This window comes from Micromonospora sp. NPDC049204, from assembly GCF_040647935.1.
In the GTDB taxonomy this organism is placed as follows: Bacteria; Actinomycetota; Actinomycetes; order Mycobacteriales; family Micromonosporaceae; genus Micromonospora.
Genome location: NZ_JBEZDC010000006.1, coordinates 383710 through 410382 on the forward strand (window position 1 = coordinate 383710; position 26673 = coordinate 410382).

Annotated in this window: 20 protein-coding genes and 1 pseudogene; 8 read left to right on the top strand and 13 right to left on the bottom strand. The window is 71.4% G+C overall.

Going from position 1 to position 26673, the window contains the following annotated elements; translation table 11 throughout:
* Positions 1 to 123: 123 nt before the first annotated feature.
* From AB0A90_RS15175 to AB0A90_RS15185, 3 genes are all read right to left on the bottom strand, one after another.
* Positions 124 to 1761 (bottom strand): ABC transporter substrate-binding protein, encoded by a 1638-nt coding sequence (locus AB0A90_RS15175; RefSeq protein ID WP_357247077.1) that lies wholly within the window; start codon positions 1759 to 1761, stop codon positions 124 to 126.
* A 580-nt stretch (positions 1762 to 2341) separates the two neighbouring features.
* On the bottom strand, positions 2342 to 3028 hold the full coding sequence (locus tag AB0A90_RS15180) for a response regulator transcription factor (RefSeq protein WP_357247196.1): 687 nt from the start codon (positions 3026 to 3028) through the stop codon (positions 2342 to 2344).
* A gap of 2 nt (positions 3029 to 3030) precedes the next feature.
* Entirely contained in the window at positions 3031 to 4269 is a 1239-nt protein-coding gene (locus AB0A90_RS15185) for a PspC domain-containing protein (protein ID WP_357247080.1), read from the bottom strand.
* Positions 4270 to 4451: 182 nt separating this feature from the next.
* Between AB0A90_RS15185 and AB0A90_RS15190 the strand changes: the two genes are divergently transcribed.
* The 3 genes and pseudogenes from AB0A90_RS15190 to AB0A90_RS15200 all read left to right on the top strand — a co-directional run bounded on the left by AB0A90_RS15190 (position 4452) and on the right by AB0A90_RS15200 (position 8278).
* Positions 4452 to 6266: a PspC domain-containing protein gene (locus AB0A90_RS15190; protein WP_357247082.1), complete on the top strand. Its 1815-nt coding sequence runs from the start codon at positions 4452 to 4454 to the stop codon at positions 6264 to 6266.
* A pseudogene (locus AB0A90_RS15195) lies at positions 6263 to 6508 on the top strand (hypothetical protein); the annotation flags it as partial. The gene AB0A90_RS15190 and the pseudogene AB0A90_RS15195, both read left to right, overlap by 4 nt.
* A 516-nt stretch (positions 6509 to 7024) precedes the next feature.
* Positions 7025 to 8278 carry a phosphatidylserine decarboxylase gene (locus AB0A90_RS15200; protein ID WP_357247085.1) on the top strand — a complete coding sequence of 418 codons (1254 nt, stop codon included), beginning with the start codon at positions 7025 to 7027 and terminating at the stop codon, positions 8276 to 8278.
* Between the two features lie 60 nt (positions 8279 to 8338).
* Here the strand turns inward: AB0A90_RS15200 and AB0A90_RS15205 are convergent, their stop codons facing one another.
* From AB0A90_RS15205 to AB0A90_RS15215, 3 genes are all read right to left on the bottom strand, one after another.
* Complete coding sequence (locus AB0A90_RS15205) at positions 8339 to 9277, bottom strand: CDP-alcohol phosphatidyltransferase family protein (RefSeq protein ID WP_357247088.1); 939 nt, start codon at positions 9275 to 9277, stop codon at positions 8339 to 8341.
* Between the two features lie 347 nt (positions 9278 to 9624).
* Positions 9625 to 10620: an NUDIX domain-containing protein gene (locus AB0A90_RS15210; protein WP_357247091.1), complete on the bottom strand. Its 996-nt coding sequence runs from the start codon at positions 10618 to 10620 to the stop codon at positions 9625 to 9627.
* Between the two features lie 706 nt (positions 10621 to 11326).
* Entirely contained in the window at positions 11327 to 12277 is a 951-nt protein-coding gene (locus AB0A90_RS15215) for an NUDIX domain-containing protein (protein WP_357247094.1), read from the bottom strand.
* A gap of 143 nt (positions 12278 to 12420) precedes the next feature.
* Here AB0A90_RS15215 and AB0A90_RS15220 point away from each other — a divergent pair, with 143 nt between their 5' ends.
* Entirely contained in the window at positions 12421 to 12828 is a 408-nt protein-coding gene (locus AB0A90_RS15220) for a PspC domain-containing protein (protein WP_357247096.1), read from the top strand.
* Positions 12829 to 12835: 7 nt separating this feature from the next.
* On the opposite strand, the gene guaA is transcribed toward AB0A90_RS15220, so the two are convergent.
* Positions 12836 to 14392, bottom strand: coding sequence for a glutamine-hydrolyzing GMP synthase (guaA, locus tag AB0A90_RS15225; RefSeq protein ID WP_357247098.1), 1557 nt, complete (start codon positions 14390 to 14392; stop codon positions 12836 to 12838).
* A 145-nt stretch (positions 14393 to 14537) separates the two neighbouring features.
* Between guaA and AB0A90_RS15230 the strand changes: the two genes are divergently transcribed.
* Positions 14538 to 14993 carry a GNAT family N-acetyltransferase gene (locus AB0A90_RS15230; RefSeq protein WP_357247101.1) on the top strand — a complete coding sequence of 152 codons (456 nt, stop codon included), beginning with the start codon at positions 14538 to 14540 and terminating at the stop codon, positions 14991 to 14993.
* Here the strand turns inward: AB0A90_RS15230 and AB0A90_RS15235 are convergent.
* Entirely contained in the window at positions 14990 to 16687 is a 1698-nt protein-coding gene (locus AB0A90_RS15235; RefSeq protein WP_357247104.1) for a GMC family oxidoreductase, read from the bottom strand. The genes AB0A90_RS15230 and AB0A90_RS15235 overlap by 4 nt on opposite strands.
* 145 nt (positions 16688 to 16832) lie before the next feature.
* Between AB0A90_RS15235 and AB0A90_RS15240 the strand changes: the two genes are divergently transcribed.
* Positions 16833 to 17951: an LCP family protein gene (locus tag AB0A90_RS15240; protein ID WP_357247107.1), complete on the top strand. Its 1119-nt coding sequence runs from the start codon at positions 16833 to 16835 to the stop codon at positions 17949 to 17951.
* A 6-nt stretch (positions 17952 to 17957) separates the two neighbouring features.
* Here the strand turns inward: AB0A90_RS15240 and AB0A90_RS15245 are convergent, their stop codons facing one another.
* The 4 genes from AB0A90_RS15245 to guaB all read right to left on the bottom strand — a co-directional run bounded on the left by AB0A90_RS15245 (position 17958) and on the right by guaB (position 23793).
* Positions 17958 to 19412, bottom strand: a complete 1455-nt coding sequence (locus AB0A90_RS15245; protein WP_357247111.1) for a M1 family metallopeptidase — start codon at positions 19410 to 19412, stop codon at positions 17958 to 17960.
* Positions 19413 to 19509: 97 nt separating this feature from the next.
* Positions 19510 to 20925 (bottom strand): M1 family metallopeptidase, encoded by a 1416-nt coding sequence (locus AB0A90_RS15250; RefSeq protein ID WP_357247114.1) that lies wholly within the window; start codon positions 20923 to 20925, stop codon positions 19510 to 19512.
* Between the two features lie 156 nt (positions 20926 to 21081).
* Complete coding sequence (locus tag AB0A90_RS15255) at positions 21082 to 22200, bottom strand: GuaB3 family IMP dehydrogenase-related protein (protein ID WP_357247117.1); 1119 nt, start codon at positions 22198 to 22200, stop codon at positions 21082 to 21084.
* 30 nt (positions 22201 to 22230) lie between these two features.
* On the bottom strand, positions 22231 to 23793 hold the full coding sequence (gene guaB, locus AB0A90_RS15260; protein ID WP_357247120.1) for an IMP dehydrogenase: 1563 nt from the start codon (positions 23791 to 23793) through the stop codon (positions 22231 to 22233).
* A 185-nt stretch (positions 23794 to 23978) separates the two neighbouring features.
* On the opposite strand from guaB, the gene AB0A90_RS15265 reads away from it, so the two are divergent.
* Positions 23979 to 24398, top strand: coding sequence for a DUF5319 domain-containing protein (locus tag AB0A90_RS15265; RefSeq protein WP_357247123.1), 420 nt, complete (start codon positions 23979 to 23981; stop codon positions 24396 to 24398).
* Positions 24399 to 24410: 12 nt separating this feature from the next.
* On the opposite strand, the gene AB0A90_RS15270 is transcribed toward AB0A90_RS15265, so the two are convergent.
* The gene (locus tag AB0A90_RS15270) at positions 24411 to 25229 is read right to left on the bottom strand and encodes a response regulator transcription factor (protein WP_357247126.1); all 819 of its coding nucleotides are present in this window, start codon (positions 25227 to 25229) and stop codon (positions 24411 to 24413) included.
* A 253-nt stretch (positions 25230 to 25482) separates the two neighbouring features.
* Here AB0A90_RS15270 and AB0A90_RS15275 point away from each other — a divergent pair, with 253 nt between their 5' ends.
* Entirely contained in the window at positions 25483 to 25866 is a 384-nt protein-coding gene (locus AB0A90_RS15275) for a WhiB family transcriptional regulator (RefSeq protein ID WP_357247129.1), read from the top strand.
* Positions 25867 to 26673 lie beyond the last annotated feature (807 nt).

The following is a 26673-nucleotide window of genomic DNA, read 5'->3' on the forward strand; positions in this document are numbered from 1 at the left end:
CGTCGGACGGCCGACACGGTGGTGACAACGTGCGAATGGAGTGTTGTAACACCCAATCGCGGAACTGCCCCGGGTCGGGCTCACCGGATGTGGCGAGCCCGACCCGGGGTCAGACCGAACGGATCAGAGCTCGACCGAGGTGATGTCGAGTTCGCCGACGTTGTTCAGCTCGAGCTTCTTGATCTTCTCCGAGTGGCCGGACTGCTGGCCGTAGAAGTAGATCGGGATGCTCGGGACGTCCTGGTCGATCTTCTCGACGGCCTTGGTGAACGCCTCGTGCGAGGCCTCCAGGCTCGGCGCGGCGCTGGCCTGCTTGGCCAGGGCGTCGACCTCGGGGTTGCTGTACAGGCCGTCGTTCGAGGAGCCACCCGTCACGTACAGCGGGTTGATCCAGTTCTCGACGTCCGGGTAGTCCTGCTGCCAGGCAGCGCGGTACGGGCCCTTCATCGCGTGGGCGTTGACGTTCTGGCGGAAGACCGCGAAGGTCGGCACGCCCTCAGCCCGAGCCTCGATGCCGAGGTTGGTCTTGACCTGCTGCGCAACCGCGTCCATCCAGTCCTTGTGGCTGGAGTCCGAGTTGTAGTAGAAGACCATCTCGCCGGTGAAGCCGCCGGCCTCGGTCAGCAGCTGCTTCGCCGTGGTCGGGTCGAACTTGCAGGCGGTGCAGTTACCCGGCTTGGCGCCCGGGGTCAGCGGGTTCGCCCAGCTGTCGGCCGGCTTGCGGGTGCCGAAGAAGATCTTGTCCGAGATTTCCTGCCGGTTGATCGACAGCGACACGGCCCGACGCAGCTTCGGGTTCTGGTAACGCTTGTCGTACTGCGGGAACGCGATCAGCGCGGTCGTCGGCGTGACGGTGTTGCGGCCCCGCTCACCGAGGTCGGTCTTCCACTTGTCGCCGGCGAGCGCCGAGGTGGGCAGGGACTCCAGGAAGTCCAGGTTGTTGGAGAGCACGTCGGCGTAGGCGGCCGTCTCGTCCTGGTACAGCTTGACGTCGACGTCCTTGAGCTTCATCTTGTCGCGAAGGTTGTAGTCGTCGAAGCGCGTCAGCTTGATCAGGGAGTTGTCGGCCCACGACACGAACTTGACCGGGCCGTTGCCGATCGGGTTCTTGCCGAACTCCTCGGGCTTCTGCGTGAAGAACTTGTCCGGCAGCGGCATGAAGGCGCTGTAGCCGAGCTTGGTCGGGAAGACCGCGGTCGGCGCCGACAGGGTGACCTCGAAGGTCTGCTCGTCGACGACCTTCAGGCCGGACAGCTTCTCAGCCGTCGGCGCCGGGGCCTTCTTCGGGCCGTCCGCGCCATCCGGGTCACTGGTGTAGGTCTGCTCGAAACCCTGGATGTCGGAGAAGAAGCTGCCGTTCTGCGCGCCGTTCGGCGAGTAGGCGGCCCAGTTCCAGGCGTCGACGAAGTTCTTCGACTTGACCTCGGTCCCGTCGTGGAACTTCGTACCCTTCTTGATCTTGATCGTGAAGACCTTGGAGTCCGTGGTGTTGATGGACTCCGCCAGCGCGTTACGCGGGGCCCCACCGTCGTTCGGGTACTCGACCAGGCCGGTCCACAGCCAGTCGACGATCTTGCCGCCGCCGGTCTCCGTGGTGTTCGACGGGACCAGCGGGTTCTCCGGCTGGACACCGTGGATGACAATCGCGCCGTCGCCGCTGGCGGCAGTTTCGCCTTCGCCACCGCTCGAGCAACCGCTCGCGACAAGCGCGGCAGCCGCGCTGAGCGCGATCGCGCTCGTCGCCCGCTTCGAGACTCTCATTCCGAGGGGCCTCCTCTTTCTAACCAGGTTCCGTCGTGGGTTTCACGCACGTTTTGGGGGTGACACCGCCCGACCACCCCGGGGCGCGGGTCGCCGGGACCACAGGGAAGTTGGGGACACCCCTGATGTTCCGATCCGCCGGGCTCCCCCGCCAACGAGGCGTGACACGACGCGGAAGGCACGGCCACGAGCCGCCGCGAAGGGCGGGGACATGGTCATGGGCCGTACGGAGTGCCACACACCGATGGTGAGGTGCTGCCACTGTGACACCAACTGGCCTCTTCCGTGAAGGTGCCGTTATCAAGCCGTTAGTTGCCCGCCACGTTGCCGATACTTGAAAAATGATCATAAAACGGTCGGCGGAGGTAGCACTGAGCAGGAAATACGTTGCGCCACCCGCAGAAGTGGTCCCGGCCCGCGCTCAGCCTCCGGGCCCACCTCTGCCCGTTAGGACGCCCAGAACCGCTCGCATTTCGACCCGTCCGGACAGGTCGACTACGGCTGCACGGGCACGATCACCGGCTGGGTGGACGAGTGCGCGGAGATCGTTTGTCTGATCCTCGGCCAGGGTGACGCGCGGTCACACCAGCCGGCGGTCCGCCGCCCAGCGGGAGAGTTCGTAGCGGTTGGACATCTGCAGCTTGCGGAGCACGTTCGACACGTGCGTCTCCACCGTCTTGATGGAGATGAACAGCTCCTTGGCGATCTCCTTGTAGGCGTACCCCCGGGCCAGCAACCGCAGCACCTCCCGCTCCCGGTTGGTGAGCTGGTCCAGCTCGGGGTCGGCCACCGGGGCGTCCGGCCGGGCCGCGAAGGCATCCAGCACGAACCCGGCCAGCCGAGGGCTGAACACCGCGTCGCCGTCCGCCACCCGGCGGATCGCCGCGGCCAGCTCGTCCGGGGAGATGGTCTTGGTCACGTACCCCCGCGCACCGGCCCGGATCAGCCCGATCACGTCCTCCGCCGCGTCGGAGACGCTCAGCGCCAGGAACTTGACCTGCGGGTGCGTACGCCGCATCGCCTCCAGCACCGCGCGCCCGCCGCCGTCGGGCATGTGCACGTCGAGCAGCACCACGTCCGGGCCGACAGCCGCGATCCGGGTGACCGCCTCGGCCACGGTGCTCGCCTCGCCCACCACCTCGACGTGGGCGCCCAACTCCGCGCGCACCCCGGCCCGGAACATGGCGTGGTCGTCCACCAGAAACACCCGGAGCCGCTCGGGGCGGGGCTCCGCCGGGTCGAGGTGCTCGGTCGGCTGCTCGGCCATGGTCATCTGTTCCTCTCCGCTGCGGACGAGTCCCGGGAGATCGGCAGTATCAACCGGACCTCGGTCCCCTCCCCCGGGCCGGACCGGATCTCGGCCCGTCCGCCGTGCCGCTTCATCCGCCCGATGATCGAGCCGCGTACGCCGTGCCGGTGGTCCTCCACGGTATCCGGATCGAAGCCCTTGCCCCGGTCCCGGATGAAGACGCTGACCTGATCGGGCTCCACCTCGGCGTAGAGCGACACGGTCTGCACGCCGGCGTGCCGGGCCGCGTTCACCAGCGCCTCCCGGGCGGCCGCGACCAGCGCCCCTACCTTCTCGTCGGTCTCCCGGTCCCCCACCACGACCGCCTCCACGGTGATCGCGTAGGTGTCCTCGACCTCGGCGGCGGCCTGCTCCAGCGCGGCGGCGAAGCGCTCGCTCGGCGACGCGGTCGGCTTGTACAGCCAGTTGCGCAGCGAACGCTCCTGCCCTCGGGCCAACCGCTGCACCATCTTGACGTCACTGGCGTTGCGCTGGATCAGGGCCAACGTGTGCAGCACCTGATCGTGCACCATGGCGGCCAACTCGGCCCGCTCCTGCTCGCGGATGCGCCCCTCGCGCTCCGAGCGGAGCTGGCTGTACGTCCGCCAGAGCACGGGCGCGGCGACCACGCCGACCCCCGCCAACCCGACCAGCGCGAAGATCACACCGTTGATCACCGCGTCGAAGTTCTGCGCCGGCGAGTAGACCGCCGCGACACCGATGATGCCGACCGCGACCAGCACCCCACCGCCGATGAACCGGAGCACGAACGCCCGCCGGTCACTCTCCTCGACGACCGCGCCGAGCCAGGGCACCGGCATCGCGTTGCCCCACTGCCGCCGCCGTTCGGGTGCGGACTGGTGCCAGATGACCCCGGCACCGACCGCGATGATGGCCACCAGCCAACCGGCCGTGCCGGCCGCGCCCACCGAATCGAAGACCATGACCTGGATCAACAGGACACCGAGCCCGATCCCCACGAACGGCAGGAGCTGGGCGACGTCGCGTCGGGGCGGCACCGCGGTGTCACCGGGCCGCAACGGCACCACCGCCCAGAAGGCCGCGTAGAGCAGCAGGCCGAGCCCGCTCAGGCCGAGCAGCACCATGAACGCGACGCGCACCCGCAGCACCGAGATGCCGAGATGGTCGGCGATACCGGCGGCGACGCCGGCGGCCATCCGGTGCTCGGGAGCACGATAGAGGCGCGGGGGCGGAATCACGGTGCTGATCGGAGGCTCCCTGGTCGCGGTGGCGGGTCGGTGCAGGTCGGTGATCTGATCGTCACACGCTGCGGCGTCGACGACCACGGGGACGCCCCGGACATTCCGGCCGCCGGATCTCAGGGTGGGGTCAGGGTCGGGTCCTGAGGTCGTTCGGGTTCACCTGGCAGCAGGATCGAAGCATGACCGAGGAAGCTGCCCCGCCACCCCGACCGGGGTCGGCGGAGCCGGGTGGTTCAGCACCGCCCCCACCAGCCACGACGCCCGCCGAATGGACCGAGCCCCGCACGTTCGGTCCGCCCGCCGGCTACGGCCCGGACAGCGGCGGCACACCCGCCGATCCGGCCGGCGGCTACCCGCCGCCCACCGGCGGCCACGGGCCGGGGTTCGCGGCCGGCACCGGCTACGGAGCCGCGGGTACGCCACCCGGACCGGGCGGTCCGGGTCCGTCCGCGCCGCCACCGCCGTTCGCCGGCACCGGTTTCACCTCGCGGTACGGGTTGGTCCGGCCGCGCGAGGGCCGGTATCTGGCCGGCGTCTGCGCGGCGATCGGGCGAGCCACCAACACCGACCCGGTGCTCTGGCGGGTGCTGCTCGCGGTGCTCGGGTTCTTCGGTGGCATCGGCATCCTGGTGTACGTCGCCGCCTGGTTGATCATCCCGAACGAGGGCGACACCGCGTCCCCGATCGAGTCCATGCTCGGCCGCGGCCGCTCCAGCATGTCGCCGGTGACCGTCATCATCCTGGGCATCCTGGTCGCCGCCAGCTTCGGCTACATCGTCACCGACGCCTTCCGCGCGGTGCTGCTCGGCGCGGCCATCCTGGTCGCCGGCGCGCTGCTGCTCAACCGGGACAGCCGCACCCCACAGCCGGGCACCCCGGCCGGGCCGGCACCCTCCGGCAACCCGCCCGGCCCGGTCCCACCGGTGACCTGGCCCGCGCCCTCGTACGGCGTGGCACCGCCCAGCGGCCCACCGGCGACCGCACCGATGGCCGGCGGTGCACCGGCATTCGCCACCGCGACCGCGGGGACAGCGCCCACCGTCACCACCCCGGCGTACGGCCTGCCACCGACCGGCGTTGCGCAGTCCACCGCCACGGCGCAGCCGGTCTCCGGAACGACCCCGGTGTCCGGGCAACCGGCCGACCCGACGACTGTCGCAGCGGGCTGGCCGGCGCCCGCCACGGACTGGCCGGGCACCGCCCCGACCACCGCCGGGTGGCCGTCGGCACCGGTGACCGGCGCACCGGCCGACCCGTCCGGCTATCCGACCGCCGCCCCGGCGTCCGGATACCGCCCCCCGTTCGCGCCGCACGGCCCGTACGCGACGCCGGCCCCGGCCGCTGCCCGTCCGCCGAAGCCACCGAAGCCACCGAAGCGCCCCAAGGAGCGTTCGCCGCTCGGCGCGGTGACCTTCTCCCTGATCTTCCTGGTCCTCGGTGTGGTCGCCCTGCTCGACCTGCTCGACGTCTTCGCCATCAGCGCCTCGGCGTACTTCGCGGCCGCGCTGGCCACGATCGGGCTGGGACTGCTGGTCGGCACCTGGTTCGGACGGGCCCGCTGGCTCATCGCGCTCGGTCTGGTGACCGCGGCGGCGCTGGGCACGGGCACGGTCGCCGAGTCCTACGACCGGATCCGCGGGGTCGACGGCGCGGTGACCTGGGCACCCACGGACTACCGCGATCTGGCCGACCGGTACGAGAACAGCTTCGGTGACGCCGTACTCGACCTGCGCGGGATCGACTTCGCGAAGCGGGACAGCCAGGTGACGGTTGCGATCAACTTCGGCAAGGCGACAGTGGTCGTCCCACCGAACGTGGACGTCACCACGGTGGCCGACGTCAACGCTGGTGACGCCACCATCTTCGGCAGCCGTTCCGGCGGACTGGACGGTCGCCTACAGGAGACCACCGACCTCGGAATCGACGGTGCCGGCGGCGGCAAACTGCGCCTGTACATCCACGTCAACGCTGGCAACCTGGAGGTGACCCGGTGAAGGCTCACCGCACGGATCTGGTGTCGTTCGCCTTCGGGCTCGTGTTCCTGGCGCTGTCGGCCTGGTGGCTGCTCGCCCAACTACTCGGGTTCGCGCTGCCGGCGGTCGGTTGGTTCCTGGCCAGCGCCCTCATCCTGATCGGGGTCTTCGGGCTGGTCGGCGCACTGCGCTCGGGTCGGTCGGGCCCGCCGGAGCAGACCGCCGAGGCCGGCGTCACCGAGGCCACCGCGCCCGTCTCCGGCGCGTCCGCTCCGGTCTCCGGAATGCCGACCTCCGGTGCGGCACTGCCGGTCTGGGAGGCCGACCGTTCCACCTGGGACGCTCCCCCACCGCCAGCGACCCCGGAGACGGCCACCACCGAGGTACGGGCACCGGAGGCGCCGTCCACCGAGGTGATCCACCCGGCCTGGTTGGCTCACCAGCCAGCAGAGCCGGAGACCGCCCCGATCGCCGGCCAGCCCGACGAGCCGACGCTCCCGCTCGTCACCCGAGCGCCGGACGGGGACGAGCCGACCCGGTCCGACCACCCGGACGAGCCGGTCGGCGACCAGCCGGGTGACGGGCGGGAGGGTCGACGGGGAGAGGCCTGACCTCGGGCGCAGCCCGGCCACGGCCGGCTCCACCGCCACGGCGATGCCGATGGCCCGGACGGACGCATATGCTGGCCGGTGGAGATCTCGCCTCCGCCGGCCGGCCCGTCCCGCCATGGCGGTCCCGCCGCGATTCCCGTCTCTACCCCCGTCAGGAGCCCGCCCGACATGACCCAGTCCCCCGCCGTGCGTACGACCGGCCGATCCGGTCCGGTCCGCATCGGCGAGCGAGCCGCCCGCACGCTCGTCGCCGAGCTGGCCCGGATCAACGATCCCAAGGCCGCCCTGCTGGTCGGGGTCCGCCCGGAATCCGCGGTGCTGGCCGCGGCGATCGAGGCGCTGCTCCCCGGTGACCGGCTCACCGTGGTGCCCGCCGAGCCGCTCGGCGCTGCCGCGCTCCGCGAGCACGTCAACGCCCAGGGCCGTTGGGTCGCCGACCGGGTGGGGGTCGTCGACTCCCTGGCGGAGGCCGAAGCCGCCACGGTCGTCATCGCCGGCGAGGTGTTCAGCGGCACCGCCGAGGAGACCCGCAGCGGCATCGAGGGCCTGGCCAAGTTCCTGTCCGACGGTGCGGTCCTGAGCGTGGCCACCACCGCCACACCCGGCCGGACCACCGGGGCCGCCGCCGAGCTGGCCCGCCAGGACGCCCTCTACGGCGTCGGTGCCGACCTGGTGGTGCGCAACTCACCGCCGGTACGGGTCTACCGACTGCGCTTCACCCCGGCCAGCCCTGCCACGGCCGAGAGGCTCGCCCCCGCGCACCGGCCGTCGAGCGTGCCGCTGACCCGCGGCATGCACATCGACTCCAACGGCGTTGCCGCTGCCGGCATCACGCTGGGCCTCGCGGCGCTGGCCCGGGTGGCGCGCCCGTCGTCGAAGCTCTGGCTACTGCCGGCGCTGGCCGCCGGGCCGGTGGCCGCGTTCTTCCGGGACCCGGAGCGCGACGTACCGGAGGACCCGACCGCGGTCGTCGCCAGCGCGGACGGCAAGGTTCTGTCGGTGCAGCGACTGCACGACGAGCGTTTCGGCGACGGCGAGTGGCTGCGGGTCGCGGTTTTCCTGTCGGTGCTGGACGTGCACGTCAACCGTGCCCCGGTCGCCGGCAAGGTGGTGGACTACTTCGTCGCCGACGGCGGCTTCGTCAACGCGATGAAGCCGGACGCCGAGCACAACGTCGCCGCGTACACCGTGTTGGACACCGCACGTGGCACGGTGGTGGTCGCGCAGCGCACCGGGTTGATCGCCCGTCGGATCGTGCAGCGCGCACCGATCGGCGCGCTGCTGGCCAAGGGTGAGCGCTTCGGGCTGATCCGTTTCGGCTCACGGACCGACGTCTACCTCCCGGCCGACGCCGCCGACCCGCTGGTCGGGCCGGGCGACAAGGTGGTGGGCGGGTCCACGGTCATCGCCCGCTGGCGCTGACCCACGCACGTGGAAACGGGGCGCCGCTGACCGCGGCGCCCCGTTCTCGTTGGGGAAAAATCAGGCGGTACGACGTTGCCGCAGCCAGAGCACCGGCCCGCTGACCAGGTAACCCACCACGATCAGCGCGAACGTGAGCCGGATGTCGATGAGTGCGCCGATCACCGGGGCCAGCCACAGCCACGGCGGCAGCTTCACCAGGCGGGCGAGCTTGGCGTACGGGAAGCTCGACACCATCGCGAAGGCGAGCAGCGCGACCCCCGCGACCAGCACAGCACCGGGCACGGGCAGGCCGATCGCCACCGTCACGGCGAGCACGGCGGCCGCCATCGTGGTGGGCACGCCGCAGAAGAACCTGCCGTCCTTCGGCGAGACGTTGAAGCGGGCCAGTCGAATAGCGGCGCACGCCGCGACCAGGGCACACGCCACTGCCGCCGCTGCGGTGGAGACGGAACCGGCGAGTGAGGCGTAGACCACCACGGGCGCGGCGAGGCCGAACGAGCACATGTCGGCCAGGGAGTCCATCTGCGCGCCGAACGGGCTGGCGACGCCCAGCCGTCGGGCCAGTGCACCGTCCAGACCATCGAAGGCGACGCAGGCGATCAGGCAGAGCGCGGCGATGCGCACCTCACCCTGCATGGCCAGGAAGATCGCCAGCATGCCGAGCATCAGGCTGGCCAGCGTGCAGGCGTTGACCAGGCCGAACTTCATCCGGCGGGCAATGGTGCGGTCGCCGGGGAGCAGCGGGATCGAGTGTGACGAAGCCTCGTCGGCGTGTGCCAGGGGCGGCATCGCCGGACTGACCGGCATGATGGCCTCGATCTCGGCTCGACCGACGCCGGACGCCGGACGGCTGAGCCGGTCCAGGCCGTAGCGGCGGCGCTGCCGGTCGGCGTACCGGTGCTCGGTCGGGGTCAGGTCGGTCACGTGCAGGTCACCGTCACGGCGACCGACCCGGACCAACAGCACCTGGCGGGCGAATGTGCTGCTGCGGCGCAACGGGCCCGCCCAGCGACGCCCTGCGGGGCGCGGACTGTCAGTAGTACGACGCCGGCGCCATGGGGCTCTCGGCACGTTTCCTCCATCACCGGATCGGCTGACCGCCGCGGGGCGGGTGTCCGGCTGTCTCGTGCCGGACCGTGCGTGGCCCGGCAGCCGTTTTGCGCGGAGTACACCATCGCATAGGGGGACATGGCTTGGCGATAGCTGCCGGCGGTGCTTGTAACTGGTCTAAACCGCTCGAACCGCTCGCTTATTCCCATCCCGGGCTTCATCGCCCGTTTCCTCCATCATTCCCGCCATTGACTGTACCGGAGGGTCACCAAGTCGGCTCAGCGAGCGGAGTGCTATCGGCCACCCTGTCCGATTGCCGAGGCAGCGATGTCGCTCAACGGCAGGTCGAGGGCCTGCTCGCGAGTGAACCATCCAGCCCGCGCCGTCGAACCTCCGGCCGATTCGGTGACCACCGCATCGCTGGGTGTATCCACCAGCACCCGATAGGTCACCCGTACGCCGTGCCAGTCCAGAGGCCGACCCTCCGGGCCGAGCGCGGCAGGGTTGTGCAGGTTGTTCACACCGAGGATCTCCTCCACGCGGCCCCGCTGGCCACCCTCCTCGACCAACTCCCGGAGCAGACCGGTGGCTGGCTGCTCGCCATGGTCGGTCCCCCCGCCCGGGAGGTGCCACAGGCCCGCCCCCGGATAACCGGCCGCGATCTCGGTCAGCAGGATCCGCCCAGCCGGGTCGGTGACCAGCCCGTACGCCCCGAAGCGCAGCCTGCGGTCGGGATGCGGCGGCGAAAGCGGCACACGCGCCCGATGCGCCCCGGGCGCCAGTGGGGTCACCGGCAGACCGAGCACCCCGGCGGTGAACGGCGTCAGCGGCACCCGCGCCGCCTCGGCCAGGGTGAGCCAGCACACCCGGTCCACCGCGCCACCACCGACGTCGCCCATCACGCCGTCGCCGGAAGGAGCGTCGCCCGATGCGCCGCCGCGCAGTACGCCGTCGCCCGGTGCACCGTCATGCAGGACGCCGTCACGCAGCGCGCCGTGAGGCGCAGCAAGCTCGAACAGCAGCCGGTCGGTGTGCAGCGCGACGTCGTCCTCCGGATAGGTGACCACGTCGGCGACCACCGCGCGGAGCCGGCCGACCACCACGGTCAACCCGGCCTGCTCGGCTACCGCACGGACCATGGCGCGCTCCGGGTGCTCGGCATGCGCCACCGCATCACCGGGCAGCCGCCAGATCCCCGGGAACTCACCCCCGACCCCGTCCCGGACCACCAGGACCCGGTCCGAATCCCACAGAATTCCGAAAACGCCAACCCGCCGCAGAAAGTCCATCCCCGCCAACTCCGCTCCCCCGCCAACCCGCCCAACAGCCCAGCCGCCCAGCCGCCCAGCCGCCCAGCCCGTCGATCATGAGGTTATTGCCGTCCGTCTCGGGGCGTGTCCTGACAATAACTTCATGATCGACGCTCGGAGTCCGAGGATTCGCGCTAGCGCAGTCCGTTTTGGGCGTTAGGTGCGCTCGGCAGGCAGCGCGGCGCACCCCGGTAGGCTGGGTTAGCGATGATCGACTCGGGTTTATTGATGTCGGGGTATTCGGGAGCTTGGGACACCCCGACATCAGCGAAGCGGAGCTGGTCATCCGGCCCGTACCGCTCGTTGGGACTTTCTCGCGAGCCGCATCTCTCGGAGGTCCGGACAGCCGCCGAACCATCCAACGCTCGGCACTCGGCACCCGGCCCAGATGCGCTGCTGTCGGCGAGCATTACCGGCGGAGACCTACCCGCCAGCACGCCCACCACCAGACACACCAACGCCGGCGACGCGCCACCGGCCGAGCGCCCGCCCCAGCACGCACGACCACCGTCCAAGCCCGCCCGCAACGCGCCACCGGTCAAGCGCCCGCAAAGCACGCACCACCCCACCGGCCAAGCGCCCGCCAGCACACCGACACCGGCCAAGCGCACGCTCAGCGCACACCACCCCACCGGCCGAGGGATCGCGGCCGTCTGCCCGTTTCGGGTGGAACGGGGCCGGCGGGTCAGGTGAGCTGGGCGGCCTGGACCGCTTCGGCGGTCACCTCGGTGAGGTGGTGGGTGGGGAGAGCGCCGAGCTCTTCGCGGGCGAACCAGCGGGCCTCGCAGGTGGAGCCACCCACGTCGGTCACGGTCAGCGGGTTGGGCTGGTCGACCACGACCCGGTAGAAGGCACGTACCCCGTGCCAGTCGATCGGGTAGCCCTCCGGGCCGAGCGACGCGGCGTCCCGGTGGCTGGCCACGCCGAGCAACTCGACCAGACGGCCGGTCTGCCCGGTCTCCTCGACCAGCTCGCGGATGAGCGCGGCACCGGGCTGCTCGCCGTAGTCGGTGCCGCCGCCGGGCAGGTGCCAGCAGCCAGCGCCCGGGTAGCCGTCGGAAACCCTGGTGAGCAGCACGCGACCGGCCGGGTCGGTGCACACCGCGTACGCGGCGAAGCGCTGCGCCCGGTGCAGCCCGTCCGGACCGGGCACCGCGTAGAAGGAGGGGAACTCGGGCGCCTCGTCGGGCACCACGTCGGCGGAGGACGTGGGCAACCCGAGCGCACGCGCGGTGAACGAGCGCAGCGGCAACTCGCGAGCCTCGTCGAGGGTGTACCAGCGGGCCAGGTCGGTGGGACGCTCACCGACCCGGTCGGCGAGGGTGCCGCCACGGACCGCCACCTGGTAGATCAGCCGGTCGGTGTGGATGGTGATGCCGCGCTCCGGCAGCGCCCGCATGTCGGCGAGCACGTCGGCCAGGCCCGAGACGGCGACCGACAGGCCGGTCTCGGCGGCGGTCTCGCGGACCACCGTGTGGTTGGGGTCCTCGCCGTGGTCGACCGCCCCGCCGGGCAGGGACCACGTGCCGGGGGTGCCGGAGCGCTCCGAGGCGCGAACCAGCAGGACTCGGCCTGTCGAATCAGCACAGACTGCGTATGCCGCGATCCTGCGGAGCGGCTCCAGCAAGGTGGTCACGGAAGCAAATTCTCCCCGCGCCGGGTTACCGGAACGGAAAAGAGTCGGATTCCTGACTGTCTGGCCCCGATCAGGGATTGGTCAGGGTAAGGATCCGGGCGGTCACCGAGGGCGGGGCGGGCACCGGCGCGGACCGTGGAGGCATGACATCGACCACCGCTCCCCACGCCCCGTACAAGCAGCTCCGTCGACCCACCACCGACCGCATGGTGGCCGGCGTCGCGAGCGGCGTCGGCCGCTACTTCGCCGTCGACCCCACACTGGTCCGGGTGGCCTTCGCGGTCACCGGCCTGCTCACCGGCGGGCTCGCGCTGCTCGCGTACCCGATCATGTGGTTCCTGATGCCCGAGGAGCCCACCGGCGCGCCGGCCTGGCCGCACGCGGCGGGCGTCGCGCCGCAGTCGGGTCCGCCGCCGACCGCCGGGCCTGCGCCGGGCGGGCCGATGCCGGGGTACGCCCCGACGCCGCCCTACCCGCCGACGACCCCGTTCGACGCGCCGCCGAGCCCGGCGCACAACCCGCACGACAGCAGCCCGCCGCCGGTCGCGTGAGCGGCGCTCACTCCCACTCGATGGTGCCCGGTGGCTTGCTGGTCACGTCCAGCACGACCCGGTTGACCTCGGCCACCTCGTTGGTGATCCGGGTGGAGATCCGGGCCACGACCTCGTAGGGCAGCCGTGACCAGTCGGCGGTCATGGCGTCCTCGCTGGAGACGGGGCGCAGCACCACGGGGTGCCCGTAGCTGCGCCCGTCTCCCTGCACACCGACGCTGCGCACGTCGGCGAGCAGCACCACGGGGAACTGCCAGACGCCCCGGTCCAGGCCGGCGGCGGTCAACTCCTCGCGGGCGATCAGGTCGGCCTCGCGGAGCAGGTCGAGGCGCTCCTGGTTGACCGCGCCGATGATCCGGATGGCCAGGCCGGGACCCGGGAACGGGTGCCGCCAGACCATCGACTCGGGCAGGCCGAGCTGGAGGCCGAGCGCGCGGACCTCGTCCTTGAACAGGGTGCGCAGCGGCTCGACGAGCGCGAACTTCAGGTCCTCCGGCAGACCGCCCACGTTGTGGTGGCTCTTGATGTTGGCGGTGCCGGTGCCGCCGCCGGACTCCACCACGTCGGGGTAGAGGGTGCCCTGGACCAGGAACTCCACGTCACCGTGCGAGGCGATCTCGCGGGCGGCGGCCTCGAAGACCCGGATGAACTCCCGACCAATGATCTTGCGCTTCTGCTCCGGGTCGGTCACGTCGGCCAGCGCGCCGAGGAACCGGTCGGTGGCGTCGACCACCTTCAGCTTGATGCCGGTGGCGGCGACGTAGTCCTTCTCCACCTGCTCGGCCTCGCCCGCGCGCAACAGACCGTGGTCGACGAAGACGCAGGTGAGCTGGTCACCGACGGCCTTGTGCACGAGCGCGGCGGCGACCGCGGAATCCACCCCGCCGGACAGGCCGCAGATGACCTCCTTGTCGCCGACCTGGGCGCGGATCCGGGCAACCTGCTCGTCGATGATGTTCTCGGGCGTCCAGGTCGGCTCGATGCCGGCGATGTCGTACAGGAAGCGCGTCAGCATCTCCTGGCCGTGCGCGGTGTGCCCGACCTCCGGGTGGAACTGCACGCCGGCCCGCCGCCCGGCCAGGTCCTCGAAGGCGGCGACCGGAGCGCCCGCCGACTCGGCGGTCACCGTGAATCCCGTGGGCGCCTCGGTCACGGCGTCGCCGTGGCTCATCCAGACCGGCAGGTCCGCCGGCAGGTCGCGCAGCAGCACACCCGGGTCGAGCAGGCGGGGGCGCAGCGGCGTGCCGCCGTACTCCCGGTTGCCGGTCCGCGCGACCGTGCCGCCGAGCGCCTGGGCCATCGCCTGGAAGCCGTAGCAGATGCCGAAGACCGGCACGTCGGCGGTGAACACGCCCGCGTCGATCTGCGGCGCGTCCGGCGCGTAGACGCTGGCCGGGCCCCCGGAGAGGATGATCGCGGCGGGGTTCTTCGCCAGCATCTCGGCGATCGGCATCGAGTGCGGCACGATCTCGGAGTAGACCTTCGCCTCGCGAACCCGGCGCGCGATGAGCTGGGCGTACTGGGCTCCGAAGTCCACCACGAGGACGGGGCGAGGCAGGCTCATGTGCGCAAAGCCTACCGACAGTCACGGCCGCGTCGGGCACGGGCCGGCACTCCGGCGTGCCGCGGCGGCGGCTGCGGGTGCGGCGGCCGGTCGGAGGGCGTCCTAAGATCGACGCGGGGCGATGACGGCCGGACGGAGGACAGGTGTGACCGAGGTGACCGTACGGCCCTTCCGGGACACCGACGCCGAGCTGCTTGCCGTACTCGTCGCCAGGTGCCTTCGGGAGGTCAACAGCCGTGACTACGCGGCCGACCTGATCGAGCGGATGTGCGCGCACTTCGACGCCGCCCGCTTTCGTGAACTCGCCACCGTCCGGGAGGTGTTCGTCGCGGAGCAGGGCGGGCGGGTGGTCGGCACCGTGTCCCGGGACGGCAACAAGGTCTACACGATGTTCGTCGACCCGGACCGCGCCGGCCAGGGTGTCGGCCGCCGGCTCATGCGCCACATCGAGCGGTTGGCCGGCGCTGACGGCCACGACCACATGGAGACCGGCGCCAGCATCACGGGGCACGGCTTCTACCACCGACTGGGCTACCACGACGTCCGGGTCAGCGAGACCGACTTCGGGCTCAACCACATCCTCCGCAAGCCGCTGTCCTAGAGCCGCAGCGCTCCCGGGGCGTCCGCCGGCACCGCCGGGTGGCGCGGGGGTACGGGCGCGAGCCGGCGGTACGGGGAGCCGAGCGTCGGGCGGGGGTCCTCCTCGCCCCTGTTGGGCCAGAAGGCCATCGCCCGTTCCGCCTGGGCGGTGATCGTCAACGAGGGGTTCACGCCGAGGTTGGCCGAGACCGCCGCGCCGTCGACCACGTGCAGCCCCGGGTGCCCGTACACCCGGTGCCAGGGGTCGATCACCCCGTCGGCCGGCGTCGCCCCGATCACCGCGCCGCCCAGGATGTGCGCGGTCATCGGGATGTCGAACGGCTCGGTGAGCGGGCCGCCGGGAGTGCCGCCGATCTCGTCGGCGAGCAGTCGGGCGGCGGTGTTGCCGGCCGGGATCCAGGTCGGGCTCGGGGTGCCATGCCCCGGCCCGGTGACCAGCCGACGGCCGAGCGCGCCGCGCCGCCACCGGGTGGTCAGCGAGTTGTCCACCGACTGCATCACCAGGGCGATCACCGTCCGTTCCGACCAGCCGCGCACGGGCAGCATCCGGGCGACCAGCCCCGGTTGCCGCAGCATGCTGCCCAGCCAGCGCCGCACCCGGTGCGGACCGCCGTCGACAAGCAGCGACTGGAGCAGCCCCATCGCATTGGAGCCCCGCCCGTAGCGGACCGGCTCGACGTGGGTCTGCGGGTCGGGGTGGAACGAGCTGGTGATGGCCACCCCCTCGGTGTAGTCCAGACGCTCGGACCGGGCCCGTCGGCGGGACACCGAGGCGGCCAGGATCGCCTCGGAGTTGGTCCGGGTCAGCTCGCCGAGGCGGGGCGAGAGCCCGGGCAGCACGTCGTCGGCCTTCATGGCGTGCAGCAGCCGCTGGGTGCCGAGCGCCCCGGCGGCGAACACCACCTGGTCGGCGTGGACCACCTGCCGCCGCCTGCGCAGCCAGGCACCGGTGCGCTCGGTACGCACCTCGTACCCGCCGCCCGCCGCCGGTCGGACGGCGGTCACCGTGGTCAGCGGATGCACCGTGACGCCCTGCTGTTCGGCCAGCCAGAGGTAGTTCTTGACAAGCGTGTTCTTCGCCCCGTGCCGGCAGCCGGTCATGCACGAGCCGCAGTGCAGGCAGCCGGTGCGCTCCGGGCCGGCACCACCGAAGTACGGGTCGGCGACCCGCTGGCCGGGACGACCGATGTGCACACCGACAGGCGTGGCGTGGAAGGTGTGCCCCACCCCCATCCGCTCGGCCACCGCCCGCATGGCGCGGTCCGCGCCGGTCTCCAGGGGGTACGTGGTGACGCCGAGCATCCGCTTCGCCTGGTCGAAGTGGCCGGCCAGCTCGGCACGCCAGTCGGTGATGTCCCGCCACTGCGGGTCGGCGTAGAAGGCCGGCAGCGGCTCGTAGAGGGTGTTCGCGTAGACGAGTGAGCCGCCACCCACCCCGGCGCCGGACAGCACCAGCACCCCTCCGCCGGACCGCCGGTCGGCCGGGCGGAGCAGGGTGAGCCGCTGGATGCCGTAGCAGCCCAGCTTCGGCGCCCAGAGGAAGCGGCGGGCCCGCCAGGACGTCTGCGGGAACTCGTCGTCGGTGAAGCGCCGGCCAGCTTCCAGCACGGCGACGGAGTAGCCCTTCTCGGCCAGCCGGAGCGCGGTGACACTGCCGCCGAAGCCGGATCCGATGACGACCACGTCGTACCGCATGGACGCATCATTACTCGCGAGTAGCGCTCGCGCCAGCGCCAGTTTTCGCGCGATCATGCTCCGGCCGACCGACCCGACGCATTCCGGCCGCAACCCGGAGCACCCGTCGGAGCGTTGTTCACCAGACGGGTGGAAGGAATCCAAGATGATCCTCGGGTCGATGGCGCCGCGCCGACGGTGGTTGCTGCTGGGGTTGACGGCCCTCGCCGCCGTCGCGCTGATCGCGGCCGCCACGGTGGTGATCACCCGGCTGACCGGCGACAGCAAGCCGAGCGGCGCTCCGGCGACCGGCTCGCCGACGCCGTCACCGGCCGGGACACCCACCCCGAGTCCCAGCGGCCCGCCACCGGGCGCGGGCATCACCGGCCCGCTCAACCTGCTGCTGGTGGGTGTGGACACCCGGGTCAGCGTGCCCGGCTGGGAGCCGCACGCGGACGCGGTGCTGGTGCTGCACGTACCCCAGGGGTTGGGTCAGGCATACCTCTTCTCCCTCCCCCGCGACCTGCTGGTCGACATCCCGGCGTTCCCGAAGGCCGACTACAAGGGCGGCAAGACCAAGCTCACCCACGCCATGAGCTTCGGCAGCCGGGTGCCGGGCAAACCCAAACAACCAAGCACCGCCCAGGGGTACGAGCTGCTGCGCAGCACGGTCAGCGGATACACCGGGCTGCGCATCGACGCCGGCGCGGTGCTCACGTTCAACGGGTTCGACCGGCTGGTCGACACGCTGGGCGGAGTGGACATCTACGTCGACCAGCGGGTCGAGTCGCGCCACCGGCAGCCGAACGGCAAGTACCGGCAGACCGCGCCCGGCGGATACACCGGGCCGCAGCAGGTCTACGAGAAGGGCAACCAGCACCTCAACGGCTGGCAGGCACTGGACTACGCGCGGCAGCGCTACATCACCGGTGGCGACTACGCCCGGCAGCGGCACCAGCAGCAACTCGTCAAGGCGCTGACCCGCAAGATCCTGGATGAGGGCCTGGCCCGGCAACCCGAGCGGGTCGACCAGGTGGTCAGCGCCCTCGGCGACACCCTCGTGTACGCGGGCGGGCCGCGGATCGTCGACTTCGCGTACGCCCTGGGTGGGGTGCCGGCGAACCGCTTCACGCTCGTCGGCCTGCCCGGTTCCGGCGTCGGCAAGGGCAGCGCCTACCGCGGCGAGCAGCTCACCAGTGTCGGCCGGAAGTTCATCAGCGAACTCCGTGCCGGCCGCGCCGACGCCTACCTCGCCGCCAACCCCAGCCTGGTCGTCAGGAACTGACCCCGGTCAGAGCCGCTTGGGCAGGGCCGGCTTCTTGGTGCCGTAGAGCCAGGCGTCGAAGACCTGGTCGAGTTGCTTGCCGGAGATGCGTTCGGCGAGCGCCACGAACTCGGCGGTGGTGGCGGTGCCGTTCCGCTTCTCCGCCGCCCAGGTCTTGACGATCTCGAAGAACGCCTTGTCGCCGACGGACACCCGCAGGGCGTGCAGCGTCATCGCACCGCGCTGGTAGACCGACTCGCTGAACAGCTCCTTCGCCCCCGGCTTGCCCGGCGGCGTCTTCCACACCTTCTCGGGTGCCCTGGCGTACCGGTTGTCGAACGCCTCCTTGGCCGTGGAATCCCTGGTGTGCTCCGCCCAGAGCCACTCCCCGTACGTCGCGAAGCCCTCGTTGAGCCAGATGTCCTCCCAGGTGCCCAGGGAGACGCTGTCGCCGAACCACTGGTGGGCCAGCTCGTGGGCGACCACCGCGGTGTTCGGGCCCTGCCGGAAGAAGCCTGCCGAGTAGACCGGACGGCTCTGCGTCTCCAGCGCGTAGGAGATCCGGCTGTCCGAGACCACCACACCGCCGTACGCGTCGAACGGGTACGGCCCGAACACGGTCTCCAGGTAGTCGGCGACCTTTGTGGTCTCGGCGATCGCCGAATCCGCGGAACCGTTTGCCGCGATCGCGACGGCGCTGTAGACCGGCTTCCCCCGGTGCGTGGAGGTGGTGATCCGGAACTCGCCGATCACCATCGTGCTCAGGTAACTGGCCATCGGCGACTTCTCCGACCACTTCCAGGTGGTCCACCCGCCCGTGCTGGCCTTGCCGCCGGGAACGCCGTTGCTGACCGCGGTGAGACCGTCCGGAACCGTGATCTCGAAGTCGTACGTGGCCTTGTCGGACGGGTGGTCGTTGACCGGGAACCAGGTGCTGGCCGACTCGGGCTGCCCCAGCGCGATGGCACCGTCGGGGGTGTGCAGGAATCCACCGTCACCGAGGGTCTCGTTCTTCAGCGGCTTCGGCACGCCCTCGTAGGCGATCTCGGCGACGAACCCGTTGCCGTTGACCAGACCGGAAGCTGGCGTGATCACCAGCTCGTTCCGCTCGCGGCGGTGCGTCGCCGGCGCACCGTCCACGCTGACCGCGGTGACGGTGAGACCGGCCAGGTCGAGGTTGAACGTCGACAGGTCGGCCGTCGCGGTGGCCTGCACGGTGGTCGTACCGGTCAGTCTGTCCTTCGCGGGGTCGTAGCGCACCTTGACCACGTACCGTCGGACGTCGTAGCCGCCGTTGCCGTAGCTCGGGAAGTAGGCGTCGCCGGCCCCCGGCGCGCCCGCGGTGAACGTCCGCGACGGAGTGGGCGACACGCTCGGCGACGGCGCGGGCCTCGAGCCCGTCGAGTCGCATCCGGACAGGACGAGTGCCCCGGTCACCAGCAGAGCCGAGCCCATCCGCAGTCCGCGTCGCCGCACCCGCATCCCACACCCTCCCCGTGACGGCCTGGGCCGCTCCCCGCGCACGGGCTTGTCCCCGCCGCCCCGGACGGCAGCATATCGACAGGGCAGCACGGCGCCGTCACGGCAGTGTGGGCGCTGAGCCACCCACCAACCAGGCGTCCAAGAGCGGTCGGAGCTGCCGACCCGCCACCCGCTCGGCCAGCGCGACGAGGTCCGCGGTGGTCGCGTTGGCCGCCGCCCGCTCGGTGGTCCAGGTCCGCAGGATCCGGAAGAACACCTCGTCACCGACAGTCCGACGCAACGCGTGCACGGCCAACGCCCCGCGCTTGTAGACGGCCGTACCGAACATCCGCTCCCGGCCCGGCTCGACCGACGGCTGCGACCAGTCGGTGGTCGCGTACTGGAGCTCGAAGTTGCGTTGCGCGGTCCGGCCGCCGTCGTGTTCCTCCCACAGCCACTCGGCGTAGCTGGCGAAGCCCTCGTTCAGCCAGATGTCGCTCCACCTGCCCACCGACACGCTGTCGCCGAACCACTGGTGCGCCAGCTCGTGCGCCACGACGCTCAGGTTGGGCCGGTCGTCGGTGAAGAACGCGGGACCGTAGACCGGGCGGGACTGGGTTTCCAGCGCGTACCCGACCCGGTCGTCGGCGACGACGATCCCACCGTACGAGTCGAACGGATACGGGCCGAAGCGGCTGGCCAGGAAGTCGGCGATCGCGCCGGTGCGGGCCAGTGAGGTGGCCGCGCCGCCGGCCGATGGCAGGCTCGCCGCCACCGCGGTGACCATCGGTCGGCCGGCGTGCGTGCCGGTCACCACCCGGTAGTCGCCGATCACCAGCGTGGTCAGGTAGCTGGCCATCGGGGTGCGCTCCGACCAGTGCCAGGTGGTCCAGCCGTCGGCGCTGCTCTTCGGCCCGGGCACTCCGTTGCTCAGCGCCGCCAGGCCGTCCGGCACGGTCACCGCCAGGTCGTAGCGGGCCTTGTCCGACGGGTGGTCGTTGACCGGGAACCAGGTGGCGGCGGAGTCGGGTTGGCCGAGCGCGATCGCGCCGTCGGCGGTGTGCAGGAAGCCGCCGCTGCCCAACGATCCGTCCACAGCGGCGGTGGGCACGCCCGCGTAGTCGACGGTCACGGTGAACTGCTGGCCACGCGGGAGACCGGCACGTGGGGTGATCACCAACTCGCCGTCGTCGCGGCGGTGGTCGGCCCGCGCGTCGCCCACCCGGACGGCGTCGACGGCGAGGCCGGCCAGGTCCAGGTTGAACCGGGACAGGTCCTGCGTGGCCGTGGCGGTGATGACGGCTCGACCGGTCAGCCGGTCGGTCGACGGGTCGTAGCGGACGTCCAGGCCGTAGTGGCTGACGTCGTAGCCGCCGTTACCGCGCCCCGGCACGTACGGGTCACCGGCGTCGGCCGCACCGGGCCGGAACCCGTCGCGGTGCTCGCCCGTACACCCGGCCAACACCAGCCCGACGACGCAGGCCAGCGCGGCGAGCAGCCGGGTGCCGGCGGGCGTCCGTCCGCTCCGGACCATGCTGACTCCTCCCGCGCGGGATCCCCGGGTCAGGACGAGCGTAGCCAGCGGCGCCGACCGTGCGACCGGTATCGGCCTTTTGTTGGATTCGGGGCGTAGCGCGACGAAGGCCGACCCCGCCTCGCGCGGGGCCGGCCTTCCAGCGTCTGTGAAAAATCAGCGGTCCAGGACCAGGCCGACCTTCTGGAACTCCTTCAGGTCGCGGTAACCGCACTTGGCCATCGCCCGACGCAGCCCACCGAACAGGTTGAGCTGGCCGTCGGCCTCGTCCGCCGGCCCGAAGAGCAGCTCCTCCATCGACCCGAGCGGCTCACCGGCCACCTCGAACGCGCCCCGGGGCAGCGACGGGTGGCTCGCCGCCGAGTGCCACCAGGCGCCACCGGCGGGCGCCTCGTCGCAGAGCGACAGCGGCTCACCGAGCATCACCGCGTCCGCGCCGCAGCCGAGCGCCTTGGCGATGTCGCCCGACGTCTGGATGTCACCGTCGGCGATCAGGTGCACGTACCGGCCGCCGGTCTCGTCGAGATAGTCGCGACGGGCCGCCGCGGCGTCGGCAATCGCGGAGGCCATCGGCACCCGGATGCCCAGCACCGACTCGGTCGTCGACCACTCGTCGCCACCGATGCCCACGATCACACCGGCCGCACCGGTACGCATCAGGTGCAGCGCCGTCTTGTAGTCCGTGCAGCCGCCGACGATCACCGGCAGGTCGAGGTCGGCGATGAACTCCTTGAGGTTCAACGGCTCGTCGGTGGTCGACACGTGCTCGGCCGAGACGATGGTGCCCTGGATGACCAGGATGTCCACCCCGGCGTCCAGGATCACCGGGGCCAGCGCCAGGGTGTGCTGCGGAGAGACCCGTACCGCCACCGTGCCGCCACCGGCACGCAGCTCGCGCACCCGTTCGGCGATCAGGTCCGGACGGATCGGCTCGGCGTACACCTCCTGGAGCCGCTTGGTGGCACGGGCCTCCTCGTCGAGGCTGGCCAGCTCGTCGAGCACCTTCGTCGGGTTCTCGTAACGGGTCCACAGGCCCTCGACGTTCAGCACGCCGAGACCGCCGAGCTGACCGAGCCGGACCGCCGAGGCCGGGCTCATGGTGGCGTCGGAGGGGTGGCCGACGCACGGGATGCCGAACGGGTACGCGTCGAGCTGCCAGGAGGTCGACACGTCGTCGACGTCCCGGGTACGCCGGCTCGGCACGATGGCGATGTCGTCCAGGTGGTAGCCGCGCTGCGCGGTCTTGCCCAGCCCGATCTCGACCACGTCACGCATGGGGGACTCCAGGTGGTTGGGGGTGATGGGTCAGCGGGAGTGGTAGTTGGGCGCCTCGACGGTCATCTGCACGTCGTGCGGGTGGCTCTCCTTCAGCCCGGCCGCGGTGATCCGGATCAGCTGGCCACGCCGGTGCAGCTCGGGGATGGTCGGGGCGCCACTGTAGAACATGCCCTGCCGCAGGCCACCGACAAGCTGGTGGGCGACGGTGGCGAGCGGGCCACGGTAGGGGACCTGCCCCTCGATCCCCTCCGGGATCAGCTTCTCGTCGGAGATCACGTCGTCCTGGAAGTAGCGGTCCTTGGAGTAGGACTTCTGCACACCCCGGCTCTGCATGGCACCGAGCGAGCCCATCCCCCGGTAGGACTTGTACTGCTTGCCGTTGATGAAGATCAGCTCGCCGGGGCTCTCCTCGCAGCCCGCGAGCAGGCTGCCGAGCATCACCGAGTCGGCGCCGGCCACGAGGGCCTTGGCGATGTCACCGGAATACTGCATGCCACCGTCGCCGATCACCGGTACACCCAGCGGCCGGCAGGCACGGGCCGCCTCCATGATCGCGGTGATCTGCGGTACACCGACCCCGGCGACGACCCGGGTGGTGCAGATCGACCCCGGGCCGACCCCGACCTTGACGGCGTCCGCGCCGGCCTCGGCCAACGCGCGGGCACCGGCGTAGGTGGCCGAGTTGCCACCGATCACCTGGACGTCGGTCTCCCGCTTGAGGCGCTGGATCATCTCGACGATGGCCCGACTGTGGCCGTGCGCCACGTCCACCACGACCACGTCCACCCCGGCGTCGACGAGGGTCCGAGCCCGCTTGTACGACTCCTCACCGAAGCCGATCGCGGCGGCGACCCGCAGCCGGCCCGAGGAGTCCTTCGTCGCCAGCGGGAACTGCTCGCTCTTGGTGAAGTCCTTGACGGTGATCAGACCGCGCAACCGGCCGCCCTCGTCGATCAGCGGCAGCTTCTCGACCTTGTGCTTGCGCAGCAGGTCGAGCGCGTCGGCCTTGGTGACCCCGACCGGCGCGGTGATCAACGGCGTCTTGGTCATGACCTCGTGGACCGGGGTGGACGGATCAGAGACGAACCGCATGTCCCGGTTGGTGATGATTCCCACCAGTGCGCCGCCGGCGTCGGTGACCGGCAGGCCGGAGATCCGGAACTTCGCACAGAGCCGGTCCACGTCGCGCACCGTGTCCTCCGGCGAGCAGGTCACCGGATTGGTGATCATGCCCGACTCCGAACGCTTCACCAGGTCGACCTGCTGGGCCTGGTCCTCCATCGAGAGGTTGCGGTGCAGGACGCCGATGCCGCCGTTACGGGCCATCGCGATCGCCATCCGCGCCTCGGTGACCGTGTCCATCGCGCTGGAGACCAGCGGGATGGCGATCTCGATCTCCCGGGTCAGCCGGGTGCGGGTGTCCACCTCGCTGGGGGCGACGTCCGACTCGCCCGGCTGCAACAGCACGTCATCGAAGGTGAGACCGAGCGGTACCACCCGGGCAGAGCCGGCCGGCAGCTCGGGCAGGTGGCCGCCCAGGTCGGCGTACTCGGCGCCGGCCGCAAAGTCGGTGCTGGGCGAATTTTCCACGATTGCTCCCCTGAGCTGCTCGAATGGGCTTCAGCGAGGTGGCGCGTGCGGGCACCGGAGCACGCCACGGTGCCGGCACGTCGCCTCATCGTACCCAGTGAGCTGGGCGACCCGTCCGTGGCAGGCCGGCCCGGTGCAAGGCCGGGGGGCGGACGTTCGCGCCGCGTTGGGTCTACGGTGAGGGGGTGCACGACGAGCCCATCGACCCGTTCAACGGCGACCCGGCCGATCCGACCGCGGGCCTGGATGATCCGGGCGACGACGCGACGCCGGATCCGCTGACCGACGTCGAGCGGCAGGATGTGCTGGAAGACCTCGCCGATCTGGAGATCTACCAGGCTCTGCTGGCCCCGATCGGGGTCCGCGGGCTGGTGATCGAATGCGAGGACTGCCGGGAGCCGCACTACTTCGACTGGGACCTGCTCCGCGGCAACCTTCGGCACCTGCTCAACTCCGGTCGGCCCCGGGTGCACGAGCCCGCCTACGACCCCGACCCGGACCACTACGTGACCTGGGACTACGCCCGGGGGTACGCCGACGGGGTGCACGACACCCTGACCGAGGGCACCGAGGACGAGCCGGGCACTCCGACCGTCAGCGAGTGACGGCGGCCCGCCTCAGGCGACCAGGCCGGCCCGGAAGCCCGCTGCCACCGCGTGTGCCCGGTCCCGAGCGCCAAGCTTGCGGAACAACCGGCGGGCGTGCGTCTTGACGGTGTCCTCCGACACGAACAACTCCCGACCGATCTCCGCGTTGCTCTTGCCCTCGGCCATGCCGAGCAGCACCTGAAGCTCGCGCTCGGTCAGCCCGATCGACGCCCGGCTGGGCCGGGCGTTCGGGGCGGGCCGGGCCGGATCGGCCTGATCCGCCGACGACTCGCCGGTTGCCGACTCGGCCTCGTCGTCACCCCGCTGCACCGGCACCGACGGCACACCCGCCTGCCCCTCGCCGGGCGTGGCCGCCCAGCCGGGATCGCCGGAGCCACGCGGTGACGGCCCCGAGCGACCCGAACCACCCACTGCCGCGGCGTCCCGGGCGGGATCGGTGATCCGCTGGCGTGACGCCCGTCCGGGGGCGGTGAGCAGCAGCAGCGCCTTCGCCACCGCGCTGGTCAGGTCGTGGTCGACATTCTGGATGAGACCCCGGGCACCGGCGCTGATGGTGGCCGCCGCGGCCTCGGACTCCTCGGTGCCGAGCAACAGCACCGCGGCCTGCGGCGCGCGGGCCAGCACCCGGCGGACGAAGCCGGCGCTGTCCGGCCGGGTCAGGGCCGTATCAGCCAGCACCACGTCAGCCGGTCGCTCGGCGAGCCGCAGCATCACCTCAGGATCAGAGACGGCGGTACGAACGATCGCGGACAACCCCAGCCGCGCGGCAGCAGAAGTAAGGTGCTGGGCCGCGAGTGGTGTCCGAACGCACACAAGAACGGTACGCACTGTGGTCTCCTCTCCGCCAACGAGCAGACCATGACGGGGTCGGCTGGGGAGGGGGTTCCCCGCAATCCTTCGAACTTTTCCGACAGTTAGGGCAAAAGCCGCAATTTCTAGGACGTTTTCGATCACAGACGTGTGAGTCGGCGAGAGTCCGGGTACCGGGAGGGCCAGGCCGGGAACGGTGCGCCTGCGCGGCCCGCCGCCCGGATGCCGGCCATATGGATTCTCGCGGAGCCGCGCGGGAGGAGGGGTGCTGATGTCGAACGTACGTAGACTGCCCGGACCCATCGTCGATCTCTGGGACTGGCAGCGACTCGGTGCCTGCCGGGGCCGGGACAGTGCCCAGTTCTTCCACCCCGACGGCGAGCGAGGCTCCTCCCGACTGCGACGCGAGTCCTCCGCCAAGGCAGTCTGCCGCGCCTGCCCGGTCCGGGCCGAGTGCGCCGCGCACGCCCTGTCAGTCCGCGAGCCCTACGGCGTCTGGGGCGGTTTCAGCGAGTCCGAACGACTCCGACTGCTCGCCGTCGGTTGGGAGGACCTGGCCGACCGCCGGCACGCCCGGGTCGACGTCGCCCGACTGGAGGCCCGCCTGGGTCGCCCACACAAGTCGACGGTCCCGGCCCAACGCCACGTCGCCTGACCTCACACGTTCCCGAACCGCGCCTCCGCCCCGGAGGCGCGGTTTCGTGTCGACCGGTCAGCCGCCACTGCCACCGCCGTCGTGATCGACCGCCGGCACCGTCGTGATCGACCGCCGGCACCGTCGTGCTCGACCGCCGGCACCGTGCTGATCGACCGCCGGCCACGTCGCGTTCGACGCCAACACCGTCGTGATCGACTCGGGGTCAAGGACATCGGGGCATCCCGCTCAGCCGGACACCCCGAGGTCAATGATGTCGAGTGGATCAAGCCGAGTGCGCGAGCCGAGCGGCAAGAGGCGATGGGAACCCTGGGGCGATTGTCCGTTCTGGGGTTCTCGGCGCTCACGCGTCGGTAGCCTCTGCGTGACATGCGAGGTTTGTCCGGTGACCGGTCGCACCCGTGGGCCGGAATCATGGCCCGGCCGGGGTCGTTACACACCCTGACGATCGCAGCACGACCTGCCCCGCGCTTGACCTACGAGGTTGGGATGCCGGTGCCGCAGGTTGGAATGCCGACCCGAGCCCGGTCGTTACAGTTCCCACGAGCGACCGCAGGCACCGCCTCCACGTGGGTGGCGATGGATGGGCCGCCCCGGAATGACCCTGGCCCCCCGGTCGTTACGCCTGGACCCGGCGCCACGAGCCTTCCGCTCGCAGGCTGCCGACCCGGTGCCACGGAGCCACCCCGGCCCGCTGGCGCCGAACTCTCCAAGACTTCCCCCTTGTGAACGTGCAGCGCCGGACGAGGTGCTCACACCCTGCCGCCGTTCCCCCCTTTTGGCGGTCGGGGTGTCCTACCCCCGAAG